16 protein-coding genes are annotated in these 20,336 nt (G+C 64.3%); 9 read left to right on the top strand and 7 right to left on the bottom strand.

Annotated elements, in window-relative coordinates:
• Positions 1 to 545: 545 nt before the first annotated feature.
• Positions 546 to 2,420, top strand: a complete 1,875-nt coding sequence (locus J7357_RS15975; RefSeq protein WP_209247939.1) for a S53 family peptidase — start codon at positions 546 to 548, stop codon at positions 2,418 to 2,420.
• A 73-nt stretch (positions 2,421 to 2,493) separates the two neighbouring features.
• On the opposite strand, the gene J7357_RS15970 is transcribed toward J7357_RS15975, so the two are convergent.
• A complete protein-coding gene (locus J7357_RS15970; RefSeq protein ID WP_209247937.1) occupies positions 2,494 to 3,465 on the bottom strand; it encodes a mitochondrial fission ELM1 family protein in 972 nt (323 codons plus the stop codon).
• A 126-nt stretch (positions 3,466 to 3,591) separates the two neighbouring features.
• On the opposite strand from J7357_RS15970, the gene J7357_RS15965 reads away from it, so the two are divergent.
• Together J7357_RS15965 and J7357_RS15960 are read left to right on the top strand one after the other, a co-directional pair.
• The gene (locus tag J7357_RS15965) at positions 3,592 to 4,182 is read left to right on the top strand and encodes a malonic semialdehyde reductase (protein WP_010343089.1); all 591 of its coding nucleotides are present in this window, start codon (positions 3,592 to 3,594) and stop codon (positions 4,180 to 4,182) included.
• 83 nt (positions 4,183 to 4,265) lie between these two features.
• On the top strand, positions 4,266 to 4,904 hold the full coding sequence (locus J7357_RS15960) for a YceI family protein (protein WP_209247935.1): 639 nt from the start codon (positions 4,266 to 4,268) through the stop codon (positions 4,902 to 4,904).
• A 335-nt stretch (positions 4,905 to 5,239) separates the two neighbouring features.
• On the opposite strand, the gene J7357_RS15955 is transcribed toward J7357_RS15960, so the two are convergent.
• The 5 genes from J7357_RS15955 to J7357_RS15935 all read right to left on the bottom strand — a co-directional run bounded on the left by J7357_RS15955 (position 5,240) and on the right by J7357_RS15935 (position 9,885).
• The gene (locus tag J7357_RS15955) at positions 5,240 to 6,034 is read right to left on the bottom strand and encodes a siderophore-interacting protein (RefSeq protein ID WP_209247933.1); all 795 of its coding nucleotides are present in this window, start codon (positions 6,032 to 6,034) and stop codon (positions 5,240 to 5,242) included.
• Positions 6,035 to 6,120: 86 nt separating this feature from the next.
• Positions 6,121 to 6,666 carry a PadR family transcriptional regulator gene (locus tag J7357_RS15950; RefSeq protein ID WP_244667571.1) on the bottom strand — a complete coding sequence of 182 codons (546 nt, stop codon included), beginning with the start codon at positions 6,664 to 6,666 and terminating at the stop codon, positions 6,121 to 6,123.
• A 422-nt stretch (positions 6,667 to 7,088) separates the two neighbouring features.
• Positions 7,089 to 7,475, bottom strand: a complete 387-nt coding sequence (locus J7357_RS15945; RefSeq protein WP_010340145.1) for an STAS domain-containing protein — start codon at positions 7,473 to 7,475, stop codon at positions 7,089 to 7,091.
• Positions 7,472 to 7,912 carry an ATP-binding protein gene (locus J7357_RS15940; protein ID WP_017911337.1) on the bottom strand — a complete coding sequence of 147 codons (441 nt, stop codon included), beginning with the start codon at positions 7,910 to 7,912 and terminating at the stop codon, positions 7,472 to 7,474. Before J7357_RS15940 ends, J7357_RS15945 begins: the two co-directional genes overlap by 4 nt.
• Positions 7,909 to 9,885, bottom strand: a complete 1,977-nt coding sequence (locus J7357_RS15935) for a SpoIIE family protein phosphatase (RefSeq protein WP_209247991.1) — start codon at positions 9,883 to 9,885, stop codon at positions 7,909 to 7,911. The genes J7357_RS15940 and J7357_RS15935 overlap by 4 nt, the downstream gene beginning before the upstream one ends.
• A gap of 216 nt (positions 9,886 to 10,101) precedes the next feature.
• On the opposite strand from J7357_RS15935, the gene aceE reads away from it, so the two are divergent.
• The 3 genes from aceE (at position 10,102) to J7357_RS15920 (ending at position 14,144) form a co-directional block, all read left to right on the top strand.
• A complete protein-coding gene (gene aceE, locus J7357_RS15930) occupies positions 10,102 to 12,792 on the top strand; it encodes a pyruvate dehydrogenase (acetyl-transferring), homodimeric type (RefSeq protein ID WP_209247931.1) in 2,691 nt (896 codons plus the stop codon).
• A gap of 462 nt (positions 12,793 to 13,254) precedes the next feature.
• The gene (locus tag J7357_RS15925; protein WP_209247929.1) at positions 13,255 to 13,467 is read left to right on the top strand and encodes a hypothetical protein; all 213 of its coding nucleotides are present in this window, start codon (positions 13,255 to 13,257) and stop codon (positions 13,465 to 13,467) included.
• Between the two features lie 77 nt (positions 13,468 to 13,544).
• Positions 13,545 to 14,144 carry an ImmA/IrrE family metallo-endopeptidase gene (locus J7357_RS15920; protein WP_209247927.1) on the top strand — a complete coding sequence of 200 codons (600 nt, stop codon included), beginning with the start codon at positions 13,545 to 13,547 and terminating at the stop codon, positions 14,142 to 14,144.
• Between the two features lie 122 nt (positions 14,145 to 14,266).
• On the opposite strand, the gene J7357_RS15915 is transcribed toward J7357_RS15920, so the two are convergent.
• A complete protein-coding gene (locus J7357_RS15915) occupies positions 14,267 to 14,827 on the bottom strand; it encodes a transposase (RefSeq protein WP_244667570.1) in 561 nt (186 codons plus the stop codon).
• A 508-nt stretch (positions 14,828 to 15,335) separates the two neighbouring features.
• Between J7357_RS15915 and J7357_RS15910 the strand changes: the two genes are divergently transcribed.
• From J7357_RS15910 to J7357_RS15900, 3 genes are all read left to right on the top strand, one after another.
• Complete coding sequence (locus J7357_RS15910; protein ID WP_209247925.1) at positions 15,336 to 17,033, top strand: reverse transcriptase domain-containing protein; 1,698 nt, start codon at positions 15,336 to 15,338, stop codon at positions 17,031 to 17,033.
• Positions 17,034 to 17,476: 443 nt separating this feature from the next.
• Positions 17,477 to 18,073, top strand: coding sequence for a hypothetical protein (locus J7357_RS15905; protein WP_209247924.1), 597 nt, complete (start codon positions 17,477 to 17,479; stop codon positions 18,071 to 18,073).
• A 266-nt stretch (positions 18,074 to 18,339) separates the two neighbouring features.
• Positions 18,340 to 20,289 carry a hypothetical protein gene (locus J7357_RS15900; protein WP_209247922.1) on the top strand — a complete coding sequence of 650 codons (1,950 nt, stop codon included), beginning with the start codon at positions 18,340 to 18,342 and terminating at the stop codon, positions 20,287 to 20,289.
• Positions 20,290 to 20,336 lie beyond the last annotated feature (47 nt).

Genomic DNA, 20,336 nt, shown 5'->3' with positions numbered 1-20,336 from the left:
CCCCACACCGCACGCCACCCCCTCACCCCCACCCCTCTCCCGGTGGGAGAGGGGCTACGGCTTCTCCATTCTCGGCCCGGGTTAAGGTGCCCGGCTGTGTCGGGATGAGGGTCGGGCGCAGCCTCGCAGCAACGAACCACGTGTGCGCTACGCGCGCCGTACCCTCACCCCAACCCCTCTCCCGGTGGGAGAGGGGCTTTGGCTTCTCCCTTCTCCCCCCGGGAGAAGGTGCCCCGCAGGGGCGGATGAGAGTCGGGCGCAGCCTCGCAGCAACGCATCACGCATGCGCTACGCGCGCCGTACCCTCACCCCAACCCCTCTCCCGATGGGAGAGGGGCTACGGCTTCTCCCTTCTCCCCTCGGGAGAAGGTGCCCCGCAGGGGCGGATGAGGGTCCGGGCGCAGCCTCGCAGCAACGAACCACGCGCGTACGTCGCGCGCCGCACCCTCGCCCCAACCCTTCTCCCGAGCAGAGAGGGGCCATCGATTTCCCACCGCGAGGCCGCCACGGCCTCGTCCACTCGCTCTACCCCCGGAGAGACGCCCATGCTTGATCGCATCCGCCGTCGGCCCTTGCTGGCTGCCGTGTTGTCCGCTTCCCTGCTGTGCTCGCTCGGCACCGCCAATGCCGCGCCCGACGCCTCCATCGCGGCGATGACCGCCACCCTGCGCAGTGCGCCGGTCACCTTCGACGTGCACCTGCCCTTGCGCGACCAGGCCGGGTTGGACGCCCTGCTGGCCGACATCCAGGATCCGGTCTCGCCGCAGTACCACCACTGGCTGACGCCGGCCGAGTTCCAGCGCCGCTTCGCGCCGGCGCCGACGCAGATCGCGCAGGTGCGCGCCGCATTGCAGGCCGCGCACATGAACGTCGTCGAGCAGGGCGCCACCCTGCATGTCAGTGCGAGCGCGGACAACGTCGAGCGGCTGTTCGCGGTGCCGTTGACCGCCGAGGTGCAGCAGGGGACCCAGGCCCGCCTCGCCGCGGCCGCGCCGTTGCAGTTGCCGGCCGCGCTGCGCGACACCGGGGCGACGGTGACCGGCCTGACCCGCGGCGCGCCGGCGATGCACGTCAACTGGCAGCGGTCGGCCGTCAAGAATCCCGCCAACCGCTACGGCGCCGGCGGCACCACCTACTGGTACAACGACCTCAAGCAGGCCTACGGCTATCCGTCCTACCAGGCCACCACCGGCGCGGCGGGCGGGCAACGCCGGCTTGATGGCACCGGCAGCACCATCGCCATCCTGATCAGCAGCGACGTGCTGGACTCGGACATCAAGGCGATGTTCGACCACGAGAGCTTCAGCCGCTACGCCGCCAACCATGCCGACCCGGCCCTGTACGCGCGCCACTACGTGGCCGGCGCCAAGCCGGGCCTGCAGGACGGCAACGACGCCGCGGGCGGCGAGGCCGCGCTCGACGTGCAGATGGCGCTCGGCGGCGCGCCCGGTGCGCACGTGCTGCTGTACGTGATCCCCGATCTGAGCGACGCCTCCGTGCTGGCCGGCTACCGGCAGATCGTGCAGGACAACCAGGCCGACGTGGTCAGCGCCTCGTTCGGCGTCTGCGAGCTGTACTACACCGCGGCCTACAACGGCGGCAAGGATTTCACCCCGCTGCTGCGTCCCTACGAAGCGGTGTTCAAGCAGGGCAATGCGCAGGGCATCACCTTCGTCGCCTCCAGCGGCGACAACGCCGGCCTGGGCTGCGCCGACACGCAGTACCTGGTCGACGGCAAGGACGGCCACTTCATTCCGGGTGTCGAACACCCGGCAGCCAGCCCGAACGTGACCGCGGTCGGCGGCGGCAACCTGCTCACCGCCTACAAGAAGGGCAGCCTGGAGTCGGGCTACAAGAGCGAAAGCGCCTACGGCGATCCGCTGGACACCGCCGACTACTACGGCATCGGCGCGAACCTGGCCGGCGGCTACTGGGGTGCCGGCGGTGGCGTCAGCACGCTGTTCCAGCGCCCTGCCTACCAGTTGCGTGCGCTCGGCGGCACGCGCACGTCCATGCGCGCGCTGCCGGACATCGGCATGCTGGTCGGCGGCTGCCCGACGACCGCGACCCAGCCCTGCCGCGACGGCGATAGCTCGGTGGCCACCTACTTCAAGGGCAACCTCTCGGCGGTGATCGGCACCAGCGTCGCCGCGCCGGAGTTTGCCAGCGCGGTCGCGCTGCTGGTGGAGAAGCAGGGCCGCCAGGGCAATCTCAACGACTACCTGTACCGCCTGGCTGCCAATGGTCCGGAGGCGCTGCATCGCGGCATCCCCGGCTACAACGGCGTGGTCGACAACAACCAGCCGATCAAGGGCAAGTACAACTACACGGTCGGCGTGGGCACGCCGGTGGTGCGGCTGCTGATCGGCGCGCTGGATGCGGCGCCGGCGGGCGTGCCGCGCTCGCCGAGCAACCCCTGACACAGCGTGATGTGACGCGTTGGGCCCGGTTGCCGTGCCGGTGTCGTGGCAGCGACACCGGCGCGGCGGCCGATCAGGCCAGCGCCAGACGGTCGCGGATCAGCGCGGCCACCCGCGCGGTTTCGCGCAACGGTGCGATGCCGGCGGCGTACGCGTCGCCGGCATCGTTCGCCGGAAGCAGGCGTCCACGCGCCTGCAAGGCGCGATGGAACGCCAGGGCGCGGCCACGCGCCGTCTCCGGCATCAGCACCTGCACCGGCACGCGCGTGGCGCAGGCTTCCGACAGCAGATTCACCGAATCCGGCGTGCAGGCGAGACGCTCGGCCCAGCCGAGCAGGCCGGCATAGGGATTGGCGCCATCGTCCACACCGCACCACACCATGCCCGGCACATCCGCGAACGTGCGGCGCAAGGCTGCGGCCACCGCGGGCGGCGTGCGCCGCGATGCGCTGGCGAGAATGCTGCCGCCATGCGTGCGCAACTGCGCAGCGATGTCGGCGAAGGTGGTGTGTGCCTGCGCCTCGCTCCACGGTGCCAGGCTCGACGGACCACCGACCAACAGTCCGACACGCGGCGAGGGCAGCGCGCCCAGTGCAGGAAACGCGGCGCGTCCTGCGGCCAGCCAGGCATCGTCGATCGGATGCAGGCTGCCGAGCAGGGTCAGCACATTGGGGCCGCGCAGGCGATCGTGTTCCGGCACCACCACCATGTCCCAGTGCCGCGGATCCAGCCGCGGATCCAGGATCTGCACCACCTGGCTGCCGCATGCGCGCAGCAACCGCGTCGCCAGCGCCGCCTGGCGGCCGCAGCCCACGGCGAGCGGCGGCGGCTGCCGCAATGCTGCGGCGAACGTCGCGCCGTACGCCTGCTGCGCGCCGGGCAGCCAACGTGGTGCCAACCAGCGCCACGGCATGTGCGGTTGCAACACCTGCGCCTGGATCGGTGCCGCGGTCGGAAGCGCCAACGCGGCGGCCAGCGCCTCGGCCTGGCGGGCGTTGCCGGCGCGGCCATCGCTAATCGCCCAGGTCGCGTCCGATCGTTTCACGTTTGGTAGTAATCCGTTGCATCGCGGCCGGGTGTTGCGACAATCGCGCCACTCTACACTGGCCGCCTCGCATCGGGACGGCCCCACCGGCATCCTGGCGCTTCCCTCGATCAAGGAACTTCCTCCATGTCCGACGCCTTGCACGACGCCGCCCTCGACCAGTTGTTCCGCACCGCGCGCACCCAGAACGCGTTCCTGGACAAGCCGGTCGACGAAGCCACCCTGCGCGCCCTCTACGACCTGGTGAAGTGGGGCCCGACCGCGGCCAACGGCAGCCCGGCACGCTTCGTCTTCGTCACCTCGCCGCAGGCCAAGGAAAAGCTCAAGCCGGCGCTGTCCGAAGGCAACCTGGCCAAGACTCTCGCCGCGCCGGTCACGGTGATCGTCGCCCACGACGAGGATTTCCACGAGAAGCTGCCGTACCTGTTCCCGCACACCGATGCCAAGAGCTGGTTCGACGGCCCGCGCGAAGGCCGCAGCGAAGGCGCGTTCCGCAACGGCTCGCTGCAGGGCGCCTACCTGATCCTGGCCGCGCGTGCGCTGGGCCTGGATGCCGGTCCCATGTCCGGCTTCGACAACGCCAAGGTCGATGCCGCGTTCTTCGCAGGCACTGCGATCAAATCCAACTTCCTGGTCAACCTCGGCTACGGCGACCCCAGCGGCCTGTTCCCGCGCCTGCCGCGGCTGAGTTTCGACGAGGCCGCGCGCATCGAGTGAGCGCGCGCGTTCCGTTTCCCTGTCCCACCGCAGGCCCGCGCCTGCCGCAGTTTCGTCCCATCACCCCTCCAAGGAGTTCCACCATGACCAAGACCCGCAAACTGCTGCTCCCGCTCGCCATGGCCCTGGCCGTCGTCGTCGCCCAGCCCGCCACCAGCGCCTTCGCCGCCCCGGCCGCCGCCGCTGCCGCCGCCAAGGGCGTCTCCGGGACCTACACGCTCGATCCGGCCCACACCGACGTGCTGGTGCAGTGGAGCCACTTCGGCTTCTCCAACCCGTCCGCGCACTTCGGCGACGTCGACGGCACCCTGGTCTACAACGCCCAGGACGTGAGCAAGTCCAGCGTCAACGTGACCCTGCCGCTGTCCGGCCTCAACAGCTTCACCGCCAAGTTCGACGAGCACCTGAAGAGCGGCGACTTCTTCGACGCCGCCAAGTTCCCGACCGCCACCTTCAAGAGCACCAAGGTGACCTCGGCCGGCGGCAACAAGCTGACCGTCGCGGGCGACCTGACCATCAAGGGCACGACCAAGCCGGTGGTGCTGGCGGTGACCCTCAACGGTGCCGGTCCGCACCCGATGAAGAAGGTGCCGGCGCTGGGCTTCGACGCCACCACCACGGTCAAGCGCAGCGACTTCGGCCTGGGCGCCTACGTGCCGAACGTCAGCGACGAGGTGAAGATCCGCATCACCACCGAAGCGACCTTGAACGCGGCCAAGTAAGCCTGCCCGCAGTCGCGGCGACGGCGCTTCGCGCGCCGTCGTTCTCCGCAACGCAAACGCCCGCCATTCGGCGGGCGTTTGCGTTTTAGGGATCTCGCTGTGTGCCGTGCGCGCGCGGCAACCTCACCAGGGCCGAATGGTGCACGTAGGAGCGGCTTCAGCCGCGATGGCCTTACCGCGATGCCATGGGCGAAGCTACATGCGCCCGAAGTGCCAGGCGCGTCCTTACCCTCACCCCAACCCCTCTCCCGGTGGGAGAGGGGCTGTTGCGCCGCGTTGCCGTGATCTGGCGCCGACGCTCTTACGCGTGTGCTTCCTGCCGTTATGAAACGCGCTTAGTCTTCCGCCGCGTCCCCACCCGCCTTCCAATACCCCGTCGCGCGAATCCACTCCTTGGGCACGCCCAGGTGGCCTTCGACGAACTTGCGCATCATCCGCGCACGCGCCGATTCGCAGGCGATCCAGTAGAAGGCGTCGCCATCTGGCGGGTCGAAGTCGCGCAGCGCACCTTCCAGCAGCTGGCTGCTGCGCGCGTCCACGCCGTTGCGCTCCAGCCAGGTCACGCGCAGCTCGGCGTCGCAGTCCAGCGCTTGCCGGTCGGCGTAGCCGGGAATCTCGATCAGCGCGTCGACTTCCGCGTCGGCCGGCAGGGTTTCCAGCCAGCGCCCGATCGCCGGCAATGCGGTCTCGTCGCCGATCAGCACATAGGCGTCGAAATCGTCGGCGGCCACGAACGAGCCGCGCGGCCCGCCGACCACCAGCGCATCGCCCGGGTCGGCCTGCGCCGCCCAGCGGCAGGCCGGACCGTCGCCGTGCAGCACGAAGTCCAGGGTCAGTTCCTGCGCGTCGGCATCGTAGTGGCGTGGGGTGTAGTCGCGGGCGGGCGAGGGCAGCGCGTCGGCCGGATACACCGGGCCGTGCTCGGTCATCGTCGGCAGCACGAACGCGCCTTCGGGATTGGGGAAGAACAGCTTGACGTGGTCGTCCGGCCCGGCGCTGACGAAGCCGTCCAGTTCGGGGCCGCCGACGACGATGCGGCGCATGTGCGGGGTCAGCGGTTGCGTGCGCAGCACCTGCAGATGACGCAGGCGCAGCGGGTGGCGCAGCAGGCGGTGTTCGTGGGTCGCCATGGGAATCCTCGGAAAGTGGGGGAGGGGATTGGCGGGCGACGCGGGCGGCACGATAAAAGCCCCCGCGTGCTGGCTGGAAAGGGAAGTCAGGAGGTGCCGCCATCCATGCCGTCGGCGGCGGCATGCAACAGCGCGGCGACGCGTTCGATCTCGTCCGGGTCCCAGCGCCCGTGCCGCGCCAGCAGGCCGTGCTTGATGCGGTGCATCGCCTCGCGCACGGGGGCGGGCACGTTGGCGCGGACCAGCGCACGCGCACTGTGGTGGGTGCGCTGCAGCGCCGCCTCCACCTGCGCGCGCTCGGCCCGCACAAAGGCCTGGCCGGCCGCGGTGATCGCATAGCGCTTGCGGGTGGCGTCGGCATCGGCCTGCACCAGGCCCTGCGCTTCCAACTGCGCCAGGGTCGGGTAGACCGTGCCGGCGCTGGGCGTGTACAGGCCATGGAACAGTTCGGCGACCGCGCGGATCAGCTCGTAGCCGTGGCGCGGCTGGGTCTCGATCATCGCCAGCAGCAACAGCCGTAGGTCGCCGTGGCCGAGCGGGCGCGGCCCGCGTGCGCCACGGCCGCGGCCGGCCCGGTCGTCCTCGAACAGGCGGTGTGCGGGGTGCTGGCCGGGGGCGTGGGGTCGTGGCATTTCGATATGTCGAATCGAGTGCGGAAACGATATATCGAAGTTGGGCGGTCGGCAAGCGCCTGGCAGGCCGGGCGTTGGAGCGCGGTGGGATTGGTTCAGTCAGGGCGGCAGCGCGCGTTTGCGTCCTGCGCGTGCGTGCGGTGCGTGTTGGAGTTCTGCGGGCGTGAGCTGCTCGGGTTGCGCTGGCCAGGGGCCATGTGGAACTCAACGGTCGTGCGGCTGCGACACGCGAAGCCGTACGCCGACTGATACGCTCCGTCGTCGGGACTGAAGTCCCTCCCACAAGGATGCCCAGCCCATCCCTGTAGGAGCGGCTTCAGCCGCGATGGGCGTTACCGGTGACGCCTGTCGCGGCTGAAGCCGCTCCTACGACGAGAAAAAAGGCAGCGGTTGCGGGCGTACCGCACAGACGCCGCCTGACCTCAGCCACCGCGCTCCTGCTCCAGCACCCGCCGCTGCATCTCGTCCAGGTACTCGTCCAGTTCCTGCACCGAGGTGAAGATCTCGTTCAATGGCACCGCCTTGACCACGTCGAACACCTTGCGGATCTGCGGTTGCGGATTGACCACCAGCACCCGCCCGTCGCGCGCGGCCAGCACCTTGCGCGCCTTGAAGATCGAGCGGATGCCGGCGCTGCTGATGTAGTCCAGGTGCGACAGGTCCAGCACCAACGTGGTGATCGGCGTGGCCAGCAGCGGCGCCAGCGCCTCGTCCAGGGCCTGATACGTATGCGTGTCCAGCCGCCCGCTCAGGGTGAGGCGTTGGCGCTTGTCCTGCGCCGGGTCGATCTGCAGGCTCAACGTGGTCATGCGGGCGACTCCTGAAGAGGGGGATCGGCAGGTTGCAGCAACACGATGCGCACCACATTACGGCCGGCGTCGTGGCGGTAGTCCAGGCGATCGGCCAGTTGCTGCACCAGGTGCAGGCCGAGGCCGCCGATCGGGCGTTCGGCGATGTCCGCGTCCAGGTCCGGCACCGGCGCGTCGCGCGGGTCGAAGGCCGGGCCGCTGTCGTGGAACTCCAGCACCAGCGCGTCGGGCTGCAGGTGCACGATCACGTCCACCGGCAGCGGGGCGCGGCGCAGGTGGCCGTGTTCCAGGGTGTTGCAGGCCAGTTCCTCGACGATCAGCCGGGTGCGGCTGACCTGCTCGCCGCTCACGCCGTGGCGCCGCAGCGCCGCCTCCACGCTGTCGCTCAACTGCGCCAGTGCGTCGATTGCCGGTTCCATCTGCCATCGCAGCATCATCGCGTCGCCTCCCGTGCCGGATCCTGGCGCAGCCGGATCGCCAGGAGCGTAATGTCGTCGGACTGTGGTGCCGGTGCGGTGAACGCCTGCACGTCGGCCAGCACCGCGGCGCACTGCGCCTGCGCGTCGGCGCCGGGCTGCAGCGCCGCCAGCAGCCGCGCCTCGCCGTAGGGCCGGTCCTGCGCATCCATCGCCTCGGTGATGCCGTCGGTGTAGCTGAGCAGGGTGGCGCCGGCGGCCAGGCGCCCATGCACCACCGGGTAGCGCGATTGCGGCTCCAGCCCCAGCGGCGGGCCCGATTCCAGCGGCAGGAGCTCTGCGCGGCCGTCGGCGTCGAGCAGCAGCGGCGGCTCGTGGCCGGCGCTGGACAGCCAGTAGTCGCCGCTGTGCACGTCGATCAGCCCGCACAGCACGGTGGCGAACATGCACGGCTCGTTGCCTTCCACCAGCCGCTGCGAGGCCGCGATCAGGATCGCGTCCGGGCGCGTGTGCCGGCGCGCGGCGATCTCCAGCACGGTCATCGCCCGCGCCATGAACAGCGCCGCCGGCACGCCCTTGTCGGACACGTCGCCGACCACGAACCACAGCAGCCCCGGCTCGGTCTCGAAGAACTGGTAGAAATCGCCGCCCACCATCTCCGCCGGTTCCAGCAGCGCATAGGTCTCCAGATGCTTGTGGGCGCTGTCGAAGGTGCGCCCGCCCGGCAGCATCGCCTGCTGGATGTCGCGCGCGATCGACAGCTCGCTCTGCATGCGCTGCCGCGCCTGCGCCAGGGTGGCGATCTCGTCCAGCTGGCGCTTGATCGAGCCGCGCGCGCTGTCGAAGGCGCGCGCCATCACCCCCACCTCGTCCGCGCGCTCGACGTGGCGCAGCGGGTAGTCGAACGCACCCCGGCTGAAATGCAGCGCCGCATCGGTCAGGTCCTCGATCGGCCGCACCAGCCGCACCGTGTAGCGGTGCAGCAGCCACAGCCACAGCGCCAGCGCGGCGGCGCCGGCCAGCGCGCCCCACAGCACGATGCGGTCCAGCCCGGCCAGGATGTAGTCCTCCGACACGCTCAGCGCGAAGGTCCAGCCGGTGTCGCCCACCGCCGCGCTTTGCGTGAGGTAGCGGGTGCCGTCCGGCGCGGTGTGCTCGAACCGCACCGCGGTGTGGGTGTCGGCCGCCTGCGCCAGCGGCGACAGGTCCGGCCGCGCCCGCGCCACGTGCGCCTCCAGGGTGCGGCGGAAGCGCAGCGCCGGGTCCGGATGCAGCACGAACAGCCCGTCCGGCGACAGCAGCATCGGCTGCAGCCCGCTGTTGGCCGGCAGCTCGGCGACGATGGCCTGCAGCCGCTGCAGCGGCACGTCCACGCTGACCATGCCGACTGCCGGCGCCTGCGGCCCATCGCCGGGCAGGCGCAGCGGCAGGTTGTAGGTGGTCAGGTAGGCGCCGCCGGTGCTGGCATCGCTGTACGGCTCGGACCACCACGGCGCCGGCGTGACCAGGGTGCGCCGGTACCAGGGCATGCTGCGCGCGTCGAAGCCCAGCGCCTCCACCGGCTGTTCCAGCACCCCGGTAGCGGTGCGCCGCAGGTGCCAGGCGAAACCGCGGCCGTCGTCCTTCAGCGCGCCGGGCTCGATCACCAGCAAGGCGCCGGCGATGTCCGGGTCGCCCTGCAGCGTGGCCAGCAGCAGGTTGCGCAGGTTGAACGGCTGCCGGCCCAGCCCGCTCGCGGCGGCGGCCAGGGTGCGCCCGCTCACCTGCACCGAACCCAGTGTGGCGTCCAGGCTGCGCGCGGTCTGCTGGGTCAGCCCGGCCACCTCCTCGCGGGCGTTGCGCACCATCACCTCGCGCGCGCCCAGGTAGAACAGCAGGGCCAGGCCCAGTAGCAGCGCCACCTGCAGCAGGCTGCCCCACAACAGCAGCCGCGTGCGCAGGCTGTGCCGCCAGGCGACCGCGGAAGGCTCCTGCGCTGACGAGGCGACGGCGATGGCGGCGCTCCACGGGGGCCTGGAGCCCGATCATAAGCGCAGCCGCGGCCGCCCGGCACAGCGGCCGCGGCGGCTGTCCCGCCGCGTGTCCCGGGCCAATGTGACAGTCCGTTCCATACGCTGGCGTACGAGGTCCTTGGAAGCGGTTGCGCTACACTTGCAGGCTTCGAGAAAACACATGCCATCGCGCGCGTGCGTGCGACCTACGGGAGCGTTATGAACTGGTTGAACGAGGTGCTGCAGAACGATCCGAACCCCACTGAGACCCAGGAGTGGATCGAATCGCTCAAGGCCGTCATCGATGTCGCAGGCCCCGAGCGCGCGCATCAGCTGCTGGAGGACATGGTCGAGCTGACCCGTCGTTCCGGCGCCTACCTGCCGTTCTCGCCGACCACCGAGTACGTCAACACCATCGCCCCCGCCAACGAGGCCAAGAGCCCGGGCGACGCGGCCATCGAGTGGAAGATCCGCTCGATCATCCGCTGGAACGCCATGGCCACCGTGGTCCGCGCCAACCGCAAGCCGGGCGACCTGGGCGGCCACATCGCCTCCTTCGCCTCCAGCGCCACCCTGTACGACGTGGGCTTCAACCACTTCTGGCGCGCGCCCTCGGACAAGCACCCCGGCGACCTGCTGTACATCCAGGGCCACAGCTCCCCCGGCATCTACGCCCGCGCCTTCCTGGAAGGCCGCATCAGCGAAGACCAGCTCAACAACTTCCGCATGGAAGTGGACGGGCAGGGCATCTCCTCCTATCCGCACCCGTGGCTGATGCCGGATTTCTGGCAGACCCCCACCGTGTCGATGGGCCTGGGCCCGCTCAGCGCCATCTACCAGGCGCAGTTCATGAAGTACCTCGAGCACCGCGGCCTGATCGAGAAGTCCGACCGCAAGGTGTGGTGCTTCATCGGCGACGGCGAGAGCGACGAACCCGAGACCCTGGGCGCCATCGCCCTGGCCGGCCGCGAAGGCCTGGACAACCTCATCTTCGTGGTCAACTGCAACCTGCAGCGCCTGGACGGCCCGGTGCGCGGCAACGGCAAGATCATCCAGGAGCTGGAAGGCGTGTTCCGCGGCGGCGGCTGGAACGTCATCAAGCTGCTGTGGGGCGGCTACTGGGACGCCCTGCTGGCCAAGGACACCAACGGCGTCCTCAAGAAGCTGATGATGGAGACCGTCGACGGCGAGTACCAGAACTGCAAGGCCTTCGGCGGCGCCTATACCCGCGCCAACTTCTTCGGCAAGTACCCGGAGACCGCGGCCATGGTCGCCGGCCTGTCCGACGACGACATCTGGCGCCTGAACCGCGGCGGCCACGACCCGCACAAGGTCTACGCCGCCTACCACCAGGCGGTGAACACCAAGGGCATGCCCACCGTGATCCTGGCCAAGACCGTCAAGGGCTACGGCATGGGTTCGGCCGGCGAAGCGCTGAACCCCACCCACCAGACCAAGAAGCTGGACGACGACGCCGTGCGCGCGTTCCGCGACCGCTTCAACATCCCGCTGAGCGACAAGCAACTGGCCGACGCCGAGCAGGTGCCGTTCTATCACCCCGGCCCGGACTCGCCGGAAGTGCAGTACCTGCAGGAGCGCCGTGCCGCGATGGGCGGCTACCTGCCGCAGCGCCGCCGCAAGGCCGACCTGTCCATCCCGGCCCCGGGCCTGGACAAGTTCGAGCGCCTGCTCAAGGACAGCGGCGAGCGCAGCTACTCCACCACCATGGCCTTCGTGCAGAGCCTCAACATCGCCCTGCGCGACAAGGAACTGGGCCCGCGCATCGTCCCGATCGTGGCCGACGAAGCGCGCACCTTCGGCATGGAAGGCATGTTCCGGCAGATCGGCATCTACGCCCCGTTCGGCCAGAAGTACAAGCCGGTGGACGCCGACCAGCTGATGTTCTACCGCGAGGACCAGTCCGGCCAGGTGCTGCAGCAGGGCATCAGCGAGCCGGGCGCGATCTCCTCGTGGATGGCCGCCGGCACCAGCTACTCGGTCAGCAACGTGCCGATGCTGCCGTTCTACATCTACTACTCCATGTTCGGCTTCCAGCGCGTGGGCGACATCGCCTGGCAGGCGGCGGACATGCGCACCCGCGGCTTCCTGCTCGGCGGCACCGCCGGCCGCACCACCCTCAACGGTGAAGGCCTGCAGCACGAAGACGGCTTCAGCCAGGTCATCGCCGGCTCCATCCCCAACGTGCGCAGCTACGACCCCACCTTCGGCTACGAAGTCACCGTGGTCATGCAGTACGGCATCCAGCGGATGATGCAGGAGCAGGTGGACGAGTACTACTACATCACCCTGATGAACGAGAACTACGCCCACCCGGAAATGCCGGCGGGCGCGGAAGACGGCATCATCAAGGGCATGTACCTGCTCAAGGACGCCGGCAAGCCCAAGAAGGGCGAACTGCGCGTGCAGCTGCTGGGCTCGGGCACCATCCTGCGCGAAGCCATCGCCGCCGCCGAGCTGCTGGACAAGGATTTCGGCGTCACCGCCGACATCTGGTCCTGCCCCAGCTTCAACGAACTGCGCCGCGATGGCTTCGACGCCGAGCGCTGGAACCGCCTGCACCCGGAAGGCGAACAGCGCAAGCCGTTCGTCACCCAACTGCTGGAAGGCCGCCAGGGCCCGGCCATCGCCGCCACCGACTACGTGCGCGCCTTCGCCGACCAGATCCGCGCCTTCGTGCCGATGCACTACACCGTGCTGGGCACGGATGGCTTCGGCCGCTCGGACACGCGTGCCAACCTGCGCCGGTTCTTCGAGGTCGATCGCTACTACATCGCGCATGCCGCCATTGCGGCGTTGGCGAAGGATGGGAAGATGACTGGCAAGGATGTGGCTCGGGCGATCAAGCAGTACAAGATTGATCCGGAGAAGGCTAATCCGGTTGGGGTGTAAGGGTCTTAGTATCCGAAAGAGCTCAGTGGGATATCGAATTCCTATTTAATCAATGAGTTGGGTTCGTTAGCTCCTCCTGATTCTGAACTTCGGGTGAATAGCTCTTCTAGTTCAGGCCCAGCCCATTGTGGTTTGCCGTCTCCGGGCCCACTGTCTACACGCTAGTAGCGCTTGATAGGTTTAACTCCTTCTCAGGCGCAGCTGTCTACACAGCGCTAGCGTGGCAAGCTCTGCTATGGCTACTTTCTGCAAATAGCTTCACTTTTCTCTCAAGTTTTTGGTGTAGTGTCCGAAACATAAGGTGGAGGGAAAGGAGGCTGGCCTAGGCTAGCTGAGGCTCCCGCCTTATTGCGTCGCCTCAAGGAGGGGTTGACGTATATGCGTGGCGTCAGCTATAATAGGCGGCTCGACGCTACTGGGATAAGTGGCGCTGAAGACATCTCCAACGGGCAGGAAAACCAAATGGTGAACGACATGAACGCGAAAGAACGACTGCAAGGCCTGGAAGCCAAGCTGCGTGAGCGCGGGGTCGTGGATGTGAAGTTTTTCTTTGACCACACCCACAAGCCGCTGCTTACCGGCGCTGTGCTGGACGTGATCGATGTGTTGGATGCTGTGGTCGCAAATCGTTTTGACAAGGCGGCGCGGTTCGGCGATTCTGTACGCACTGCGTAAGCATCCTATAAGTGCTATAAAAGGGTGCCCTGCGAGGGGCGCCCTTTTTTTTGCATATCCTTCCATGAGGAAGTCGAGTGATTCTCACAGACATTGATGTCATTAGGTGCCTAGAAAAGGCTAAAGAGTTGATTGAGCAGTATGAGTTGTATGCTCGCGCACCTGATTCTAGCGCTCGATCCATAGACGACATGGTTGATGTATGTCGTGACTATCTGCAGAAACCAGTGGAGATCCATGATCTCGACGTCATTGCGGATGACAAGGTTGTACGCGGGATGTTTGCTGCCTTCGTGGGTGGTAGTTATGGGATCTATCTGCTTGCTGAACTTCAGGAGCGGGAGCGTCGCTTTGTGCTGACGAAAGAAATGTTTCACGTCCTGCTTGATGAGGAGCGGTGTCGCAACATGGATATCTATGGCCATGTACAAGAAGCGACTATGTCCTTCTCTATTGAGGACTCTAATCCTAATTCGCCAGTTGCGGCGGAGGTGCTCGCTGAGATCGGTGCAATGGAGTTCCTTTTGCCGTATGCCAAACGAAAAGTGCTACTTGAGCAATGTGGAGATGCTCCCGATTTTGCATTAATTGCTCGACGGTATGGCATCCCACAGATGTACGTGGAAGAGTACCTTAGTGACCGCATGATGGCGGAGTTTGCAAAAATTAATTGGTAGCTGCCGCATCCAGCCGCCGTGAAATGGCCGCTGCCCGCCGCGTTTGCAGCCGATCGCTTCCAGTTGCTCGGAAAGCTCGGCAGCGTCCCAGATGCAAATGTGGAGTAACGGGTCAGGTTGACTTATTTGATGGCCGGGTTGGATTTGCGTGGCCGATGGGCCGGCCTGAAACCCGCGAAGCGGCGGGTCTTGGCCTCGACCATGCCGCGAAAGGCATCTTGGCCGAGAGCCCGTTGTTGCTGGAGGTGAATGCGGATGTCGGCGAGCAGTTCGTCGCTCAGCACCTCATCAATCAATGCGCGATAAGCGCTGGACCGCCCGGCTGCATCATTACCTATAGCTAGCCAGGACGGATGGGGCGTTAGTGCCGAGAGTTCCCGCTGACTGAGATTGGCTGCGCAACTGGACCGGCGATAAGCGGCCTGAGCGTCGATGAGACGAGCGCGTATCGGGTTGAGTTCCATGTAGCGATAGCAGCGCAACACATGACGGCACTGTCCACAAGGCATGACTTCACCGGCGTCTGCATGTAGCTGGCAGCCGGTGGCATGAAGGGCACCACGCAACACGTGTAGATAGCACATGCGGTCGCCGTCATCTAAAAAGCATGGAAGGCGATTATTGCCGCGCTGTGCGATGTGTTTTGGTATACCGGAAAGATCAACGCGAGGAAGGCGAGCCATGCCGGTAAGTTTAGTCGCCTATTGCTATAAGTAACATCGAGCAAGCTCCGCAAAAATTGTCAGGCATCCGCGTGTCGGCGTGTAGGAAGTGAACCTGGACCCTTTCCTGCCGAAACCGATGACTTTATTGGCGCAGACTCCTGTGCGAGTTGGGGCAGTTCCTTCAAGTGGATAGGTACTACACTCAACATGCCAAGAGTGCAGGACTGGGCAAAGAAGAGCAAGGCCATTGGCAAGAGCGTTGCATTGGTAGCGTAGATCGCATTCAAGATCGATTCCGAAGATGGCTTCAGATTTAAGTGAGCGGTATTGACAAAGAGCACAGTTGTTAGGTTGCTTTCGTATTTACTTCTTTATGATTTTCGACGACACTATCGCTTGGGGGCGCCTAGAGTACGTCATGAGTCGATGTATTCGTCGACGCTACAGGACTTACGAGCAAAAGCTCGCCATCGACGGTTTGCAACAGGTGGCACATGAGTTGCGTGAAGCGATAAGTTGGTTCTCTATGGCGCCTCCTCTATCTAAAAAAGAAATCGTTAATTTTCTAGCAATCAGCAATAGGTCTGAGCTAGCGACATGGTTGTCAGTTTCTGAAAGACAACTTAAGTTTGTTGTGTATGCGTTGCCTATTGATTGTCGTTATAGAAAATTTAAGATAGCAAAAAAAAATGGTGGGACGAGAGAGATAAGTGCTCCCGTCGAAGTGCTCGCGACAATGCAGAGAAAGATCGGTTCCGCGATTGATTCGATAAGGAAAAGGTCCCTGATCTCCAATGGATTTGAGCGTGGAAGATCAATCTACGACCATGCAAAAGCTCATAAGGGCAAGTCAAAAATAATAACTGTAGATATTGAAGATTATTTCAATTCTATTAATTTTGGGAGAGTCAGGGGGATTTTTCTTTCGTCGCCATTCCTCTTTTCGCCGACTGTCGCAACATTACTAGCGCAGATATGTACTGATGGCAAGTCATTGCCTCAAGGAGCTCCGAGCTCTCCGTCGATAGCGAATTTAGCGTGCGTGCGGCTGGATAGAATGCTCGTAGAAATCGCGTCAAAAGCTAGATGCTCTGTGTCAAGATATGCAGATGATATTTGCTTCTCTACTGGGCTCTCAGAGGTGCCAAAATTTCTCGCATATGAAGACGATGGATCATATCTCCCTAGTAATGTTCTTGCTGATATATTCAAATCAAACGGATTTTCCATAAATAAAGATAAGTTTGCTGTCCGTTCCAGAAACAAGGCCATGGTGACAGGGCTGAAATTTCATGGAGGCATTGGAATGCCCAGGAAATGGAGGCGCCGCCTGCGCTCTGAGTTGCAAGTCTGCCGCAAGTACGGGGACGAAGCTGCATCAATAATTTCTAGTTGGACATTCGGGCCGAATAGAGTTCAGCTAAAATCTCACGGGATTTCTTCAGTCGCTGGAAAAGTTGGTTATTTGCACTGGCTTGACGGAAAAAGCGGTGCAGATAAAGTAAGGAGGCTTGCTGAGTCATATGGGCAGCTTGCTGGGATCTTTGGTCCTCTCATGTCCTTCGGAGAAATAGATCTTCTAGTGGAGGGCATGAGTGATGAGATTCTACTCAATGCTGCGCTGAGAAATCTTCAAAAGAAGGGAATGTTTGAAGGATTGAAGTTTAATTTCTTGGAGCTTGGCAAAAAGGGTGGTCCAGAACTTGAGAAATCAGTCAGACTTCTAGTCACAACAGGGGCAAGGCGGAACTTAACTATTGCACTTTTTGATTGCGATGATAATGATGTTTTGACAAAGGTTGGACTTGAGCCGGCTAATGGAATTAATTTTCGTAGGCTTTCAGATGGGATTTATGTGGCCGCGTTAAGGCCTGCTGGTTGGACACAATCAGATCAGTATTGTATTGAAAGCTTGTTGAGGAGAGATACTTTTGAATTGTCTGATATTTCAGGGAGAAAGCTTTTCCTGTCTAGTGAATTTTCGGACAACGGCTTGCACCACTCGATGAATTTTTACCGAACAACGCCCAAAAAGAAGACGCTCGTGGTTGATAGCGAGGTGTACTGTGTGAGGACCGGTGCTTCCATGGCACTATCTAAAATTGTCTTCGCCCAAATTGTTGCAAGTGGAACCGGAGTGGCCGAAGATTTTTACGGGTTTGTCGAAACATTTAAGATGCTTTATGAAATTCATCTGAATCATCGAGTTGTCGCAGTTAAGTAGCAAAGCTGGGGGCGGAGCGTGCTTCTACCCCTGTCAGTTTGACCTCTGGGGACTGAGCTTCACTGCGAGCCCGACGCTGCAGCCAATATCGCTCTCAATGGCGACTACGAGGATTTGGTAGCCGCTGGTGCTGAGCTAAAGCAAGTCATTCTTCTGATAAAAGATTTTACAAATTGCTATTGACAGTCTGCGCACCACGGTAGCAATCTCTGCCTCAAGGAGCGTCGAAACTCCTCAGAGAGCGGTACCCACCTCCGACAAACCGGTGGGTTTTTTGTGCCCGAAGCTCGGGCGCAAGCCGACGCGATGCCTGCGTCGGGAGGGCGGCTAATACAACACCCTTCGGGGAAATACGCCCGCCGGCTCTCTGCGGTTTCGAACCTCCCGACTTCCCGTCTGCCATGCGTGGCGGGCGCACCCCTTCATGGAACGAGGAGGCAACGATGGCGCACGACCGTTTGGACGACGACGACATGCCCGGCTATTTCCTGCCGGAGGACAGCCAGTTCCGCCTGGCGAAGCTGCGCGATCACGTGCGCTTCCTGGTCCGGCTGGCACAGCCACGGACGCAGGCCGAGGAGCGCGCCGCCGAACCCAAGGTACGCATGGGCGAACTGGCGCTCTGTCTGGAGTTGCTGGCCGAGCAAGTGGACCTGGTGCTGGGCGCGCTGTCCTATCCCGCCCAGCGGACCGACACCATGCAAGGCGCTCGGCATGCCGCTGCCGCGCTCGCGTCTGACGCCGGCGGCGCTGTATTTCGGATCACGCTGGAACAACTCCACTACCTCTCGCTGCTGGCCGGGACCGTCTCGGCCCACGCCCAGGCTCTGACGGTCGCCGATGGCAGCGAGCATGTCGGCCAAGCGCTGCCGCAAGCGGGCGAGGCGCTCTGCGATGCAGCGAACGCAATGCGTGCGCTGCTGGAGCGGATCGAGCGCCAGCCGCTACACGACGTTGCATCCAACGCGGTGCGCGAGGAGCGGGCAGTCTATGCGGTGGAGATGGGCGAGCCGCCTGCTGGAGGCGGACGGCTGCATTGATCGCGGCATGGCTGAGGCAGGCAGTCGGGTAGGTACAGATCACCGCGCATGCCGCGGAATAGCTTGTCGGTGATCCCGGCTGGCACAAAGACGCACGGTGTGGATCAAGCCTGCGTCCGATGGCAGGAAGCATCCAGTGTTCGCGATCTGACGCGAATTGTCTTCCTTCTGAGGCGCGGCGTTGGCCGCCCCGAAATTCTCCAAATATCTACTACTATCCGTTCGCCGCTGCGCATGCCGGCTAGGAATCCAATCAGGGGGACGACATGAAGTCTGTGACAGGGATGGTGGGGCTGCTTTCGATGGCGGTATGCCTGGGAGGCTGCGGGAATCTTGGGCGGTCGGCGGCTGAGCGCATTAACGATGCCATGCCTCCAAGTAGCGAGGTCTTGGCCAGCAAGTCACGACTGGATGCAATCGCGACGTCGCTTTCGCGGGATGTGGCGCCACTCGAGGTGGAGTACCAGACACGTTTGACGCAACGCGCGTGGGACTGCGCTGGCGGCTACGAGCCGTCCTTGTTTGCCAGTGCGGAAGACATTCGCAACAACTTGAGCAACAAGGCCTGTTTTGCACGCGCTGACGACGCGTTGCGCCAATGGCTGGGATTGCGCCGCGCTGGCCTGCTACTGGCCGCTCCGCCATTGCGCGACGTGCCGAAATCTCCACTGAGCGTCCTGACGGCGCCCAGTTACATCCAGGCCGTCAAATTCGCTCCGCGCGCGGGCGTGGCGATGCTCGAGACGGCCGGTAAGCATATGGTCGTGGACATCGGTAGCGGCCAGGTGGTGGCGCAGGGCGAGGGGCGATGGCTCACAGGTTCGTTCTCGCCCAACGGACGTCTGCTGGTTGGCAGCAAGGACGATTCGCAGGCACAGGTCAGTGACACCGAGACTGGCGACATGCTCGCGACTTTCCCCGTGCGGCACCTTGACTTCCATTGGGTCGGCGACGTCGGAGCGATCTACGAGGTCCAAAGGGGGCGCCCGGGGGATAGCGCCATTGCAGGAATCGTTTTCCTGGACTTCACCACTGGGAAGACATCACCCATTCCGATGGCAGAAGGTGCCGGCCTTCAGGGCGTTCTGCCCGTGCCAGGACAGCCGTTGCGCTATTTGTTGCTGAAGTGGAAAAGTGCGGCGGAAATCGAGTTGCGTCGTGGCTCCGGTGGCTGGTCCGTCCAGTTGCTTTCAGAACGGGAAATGCCGGCGGCTGGGTGGCGAGGTGCGGAACTGTCGTCCGACGGAACGTTCGCGTTCTCCACGGCTGGCACAGTGAGGCGGATCCAGTTGCCGTCGTTGCAAAAATCGACTGTCACGCTGGATCCACTCAAGGTGGATTCGGCAACCACCACGCCAGATCCCGATCGCCTGGTAGTGACAGGCTTTTTGACCAACGATCCTGATGGCAGCCAGGCCTACCTCTATTCGCTCAGCAAGCATACCTTGGCGAAAATTGATTCTCCGCGGGTCAGTGCCGGCCGGGTAATCTATATTCAATCGATAAACCGCAACGCCATCATCGATGGATCGAAGATTGGCCTTGTAGATCAATTTGTGTCGCAACCACCGATGGACGTGAGCGCTTATCTGGAGACGCGCCCCCAGGCGGTGGAACAAGCGAACGCAGCAAGAGCGTCGCAGATCCAGGATATACTGAGCGATCTAAGCGCCATGGACGTTCCAGCTGCAGGCACTCGTGGTACGACCGCTGAGCAGGCGCGACTATGGGCAAAGCAGGCCGATATTTTGGTAGCCCGCCAAGGCCGGGGATTCCAGGCTGCTTCCACGCTGGCGCGGCCTGGGCCGTTGGTAGAAGTGGGCCGTACAGCGCGGATCGAGGCGATTGGGATCTACGAGGGCGCCGATGCCGTCGCACTGCCTGGCACATCGCATCGCACCGGGACTGTTCAAGTCCACGTGCGGCGATCGGCGAAGCCAATCATCCTTGCGCTCAGTTCCTATGAGCCAGTGCGCTGGGTGCTGACGGTTGAGCCGGGTGCCAAGCTGGCGGCCGTGTTGAATAGCGGCTATGCCGAGTCCAAGGTGTACGGCGCAGGCAGTGCACGCGTTTATCAGATGGGACGCATGTACGCGTACAAACGTAGCAGCGACGAGTACCGCGCCCTGGATGCCGAGGTGGCCCAGTGGGCTGGGAAGCCCATCGACGTGTTCCAGGGACGCTATACCGGCCAGACATTCTTCGTGGGCATGTGAGTCAGACAGGTGGGCCGCAGGGAGAGCGACGGATCACGGTGCGTCGG

This window comes from Xanthomonas sp. D-109, from assembly GCF_017746095.1.
In the GTDB taxonomy this organism is placed as follows: domain Bacteria; phylum Pseudomonadota; class Gammaproteobacteria; order Xanthomonadales; family Xanthomonadaceae; genus Xanthomonas_A; species Xanthomonas_A sacchari.
This window is presented reverse-complemented; position numbering and strand designations above follow the sequence as displayed.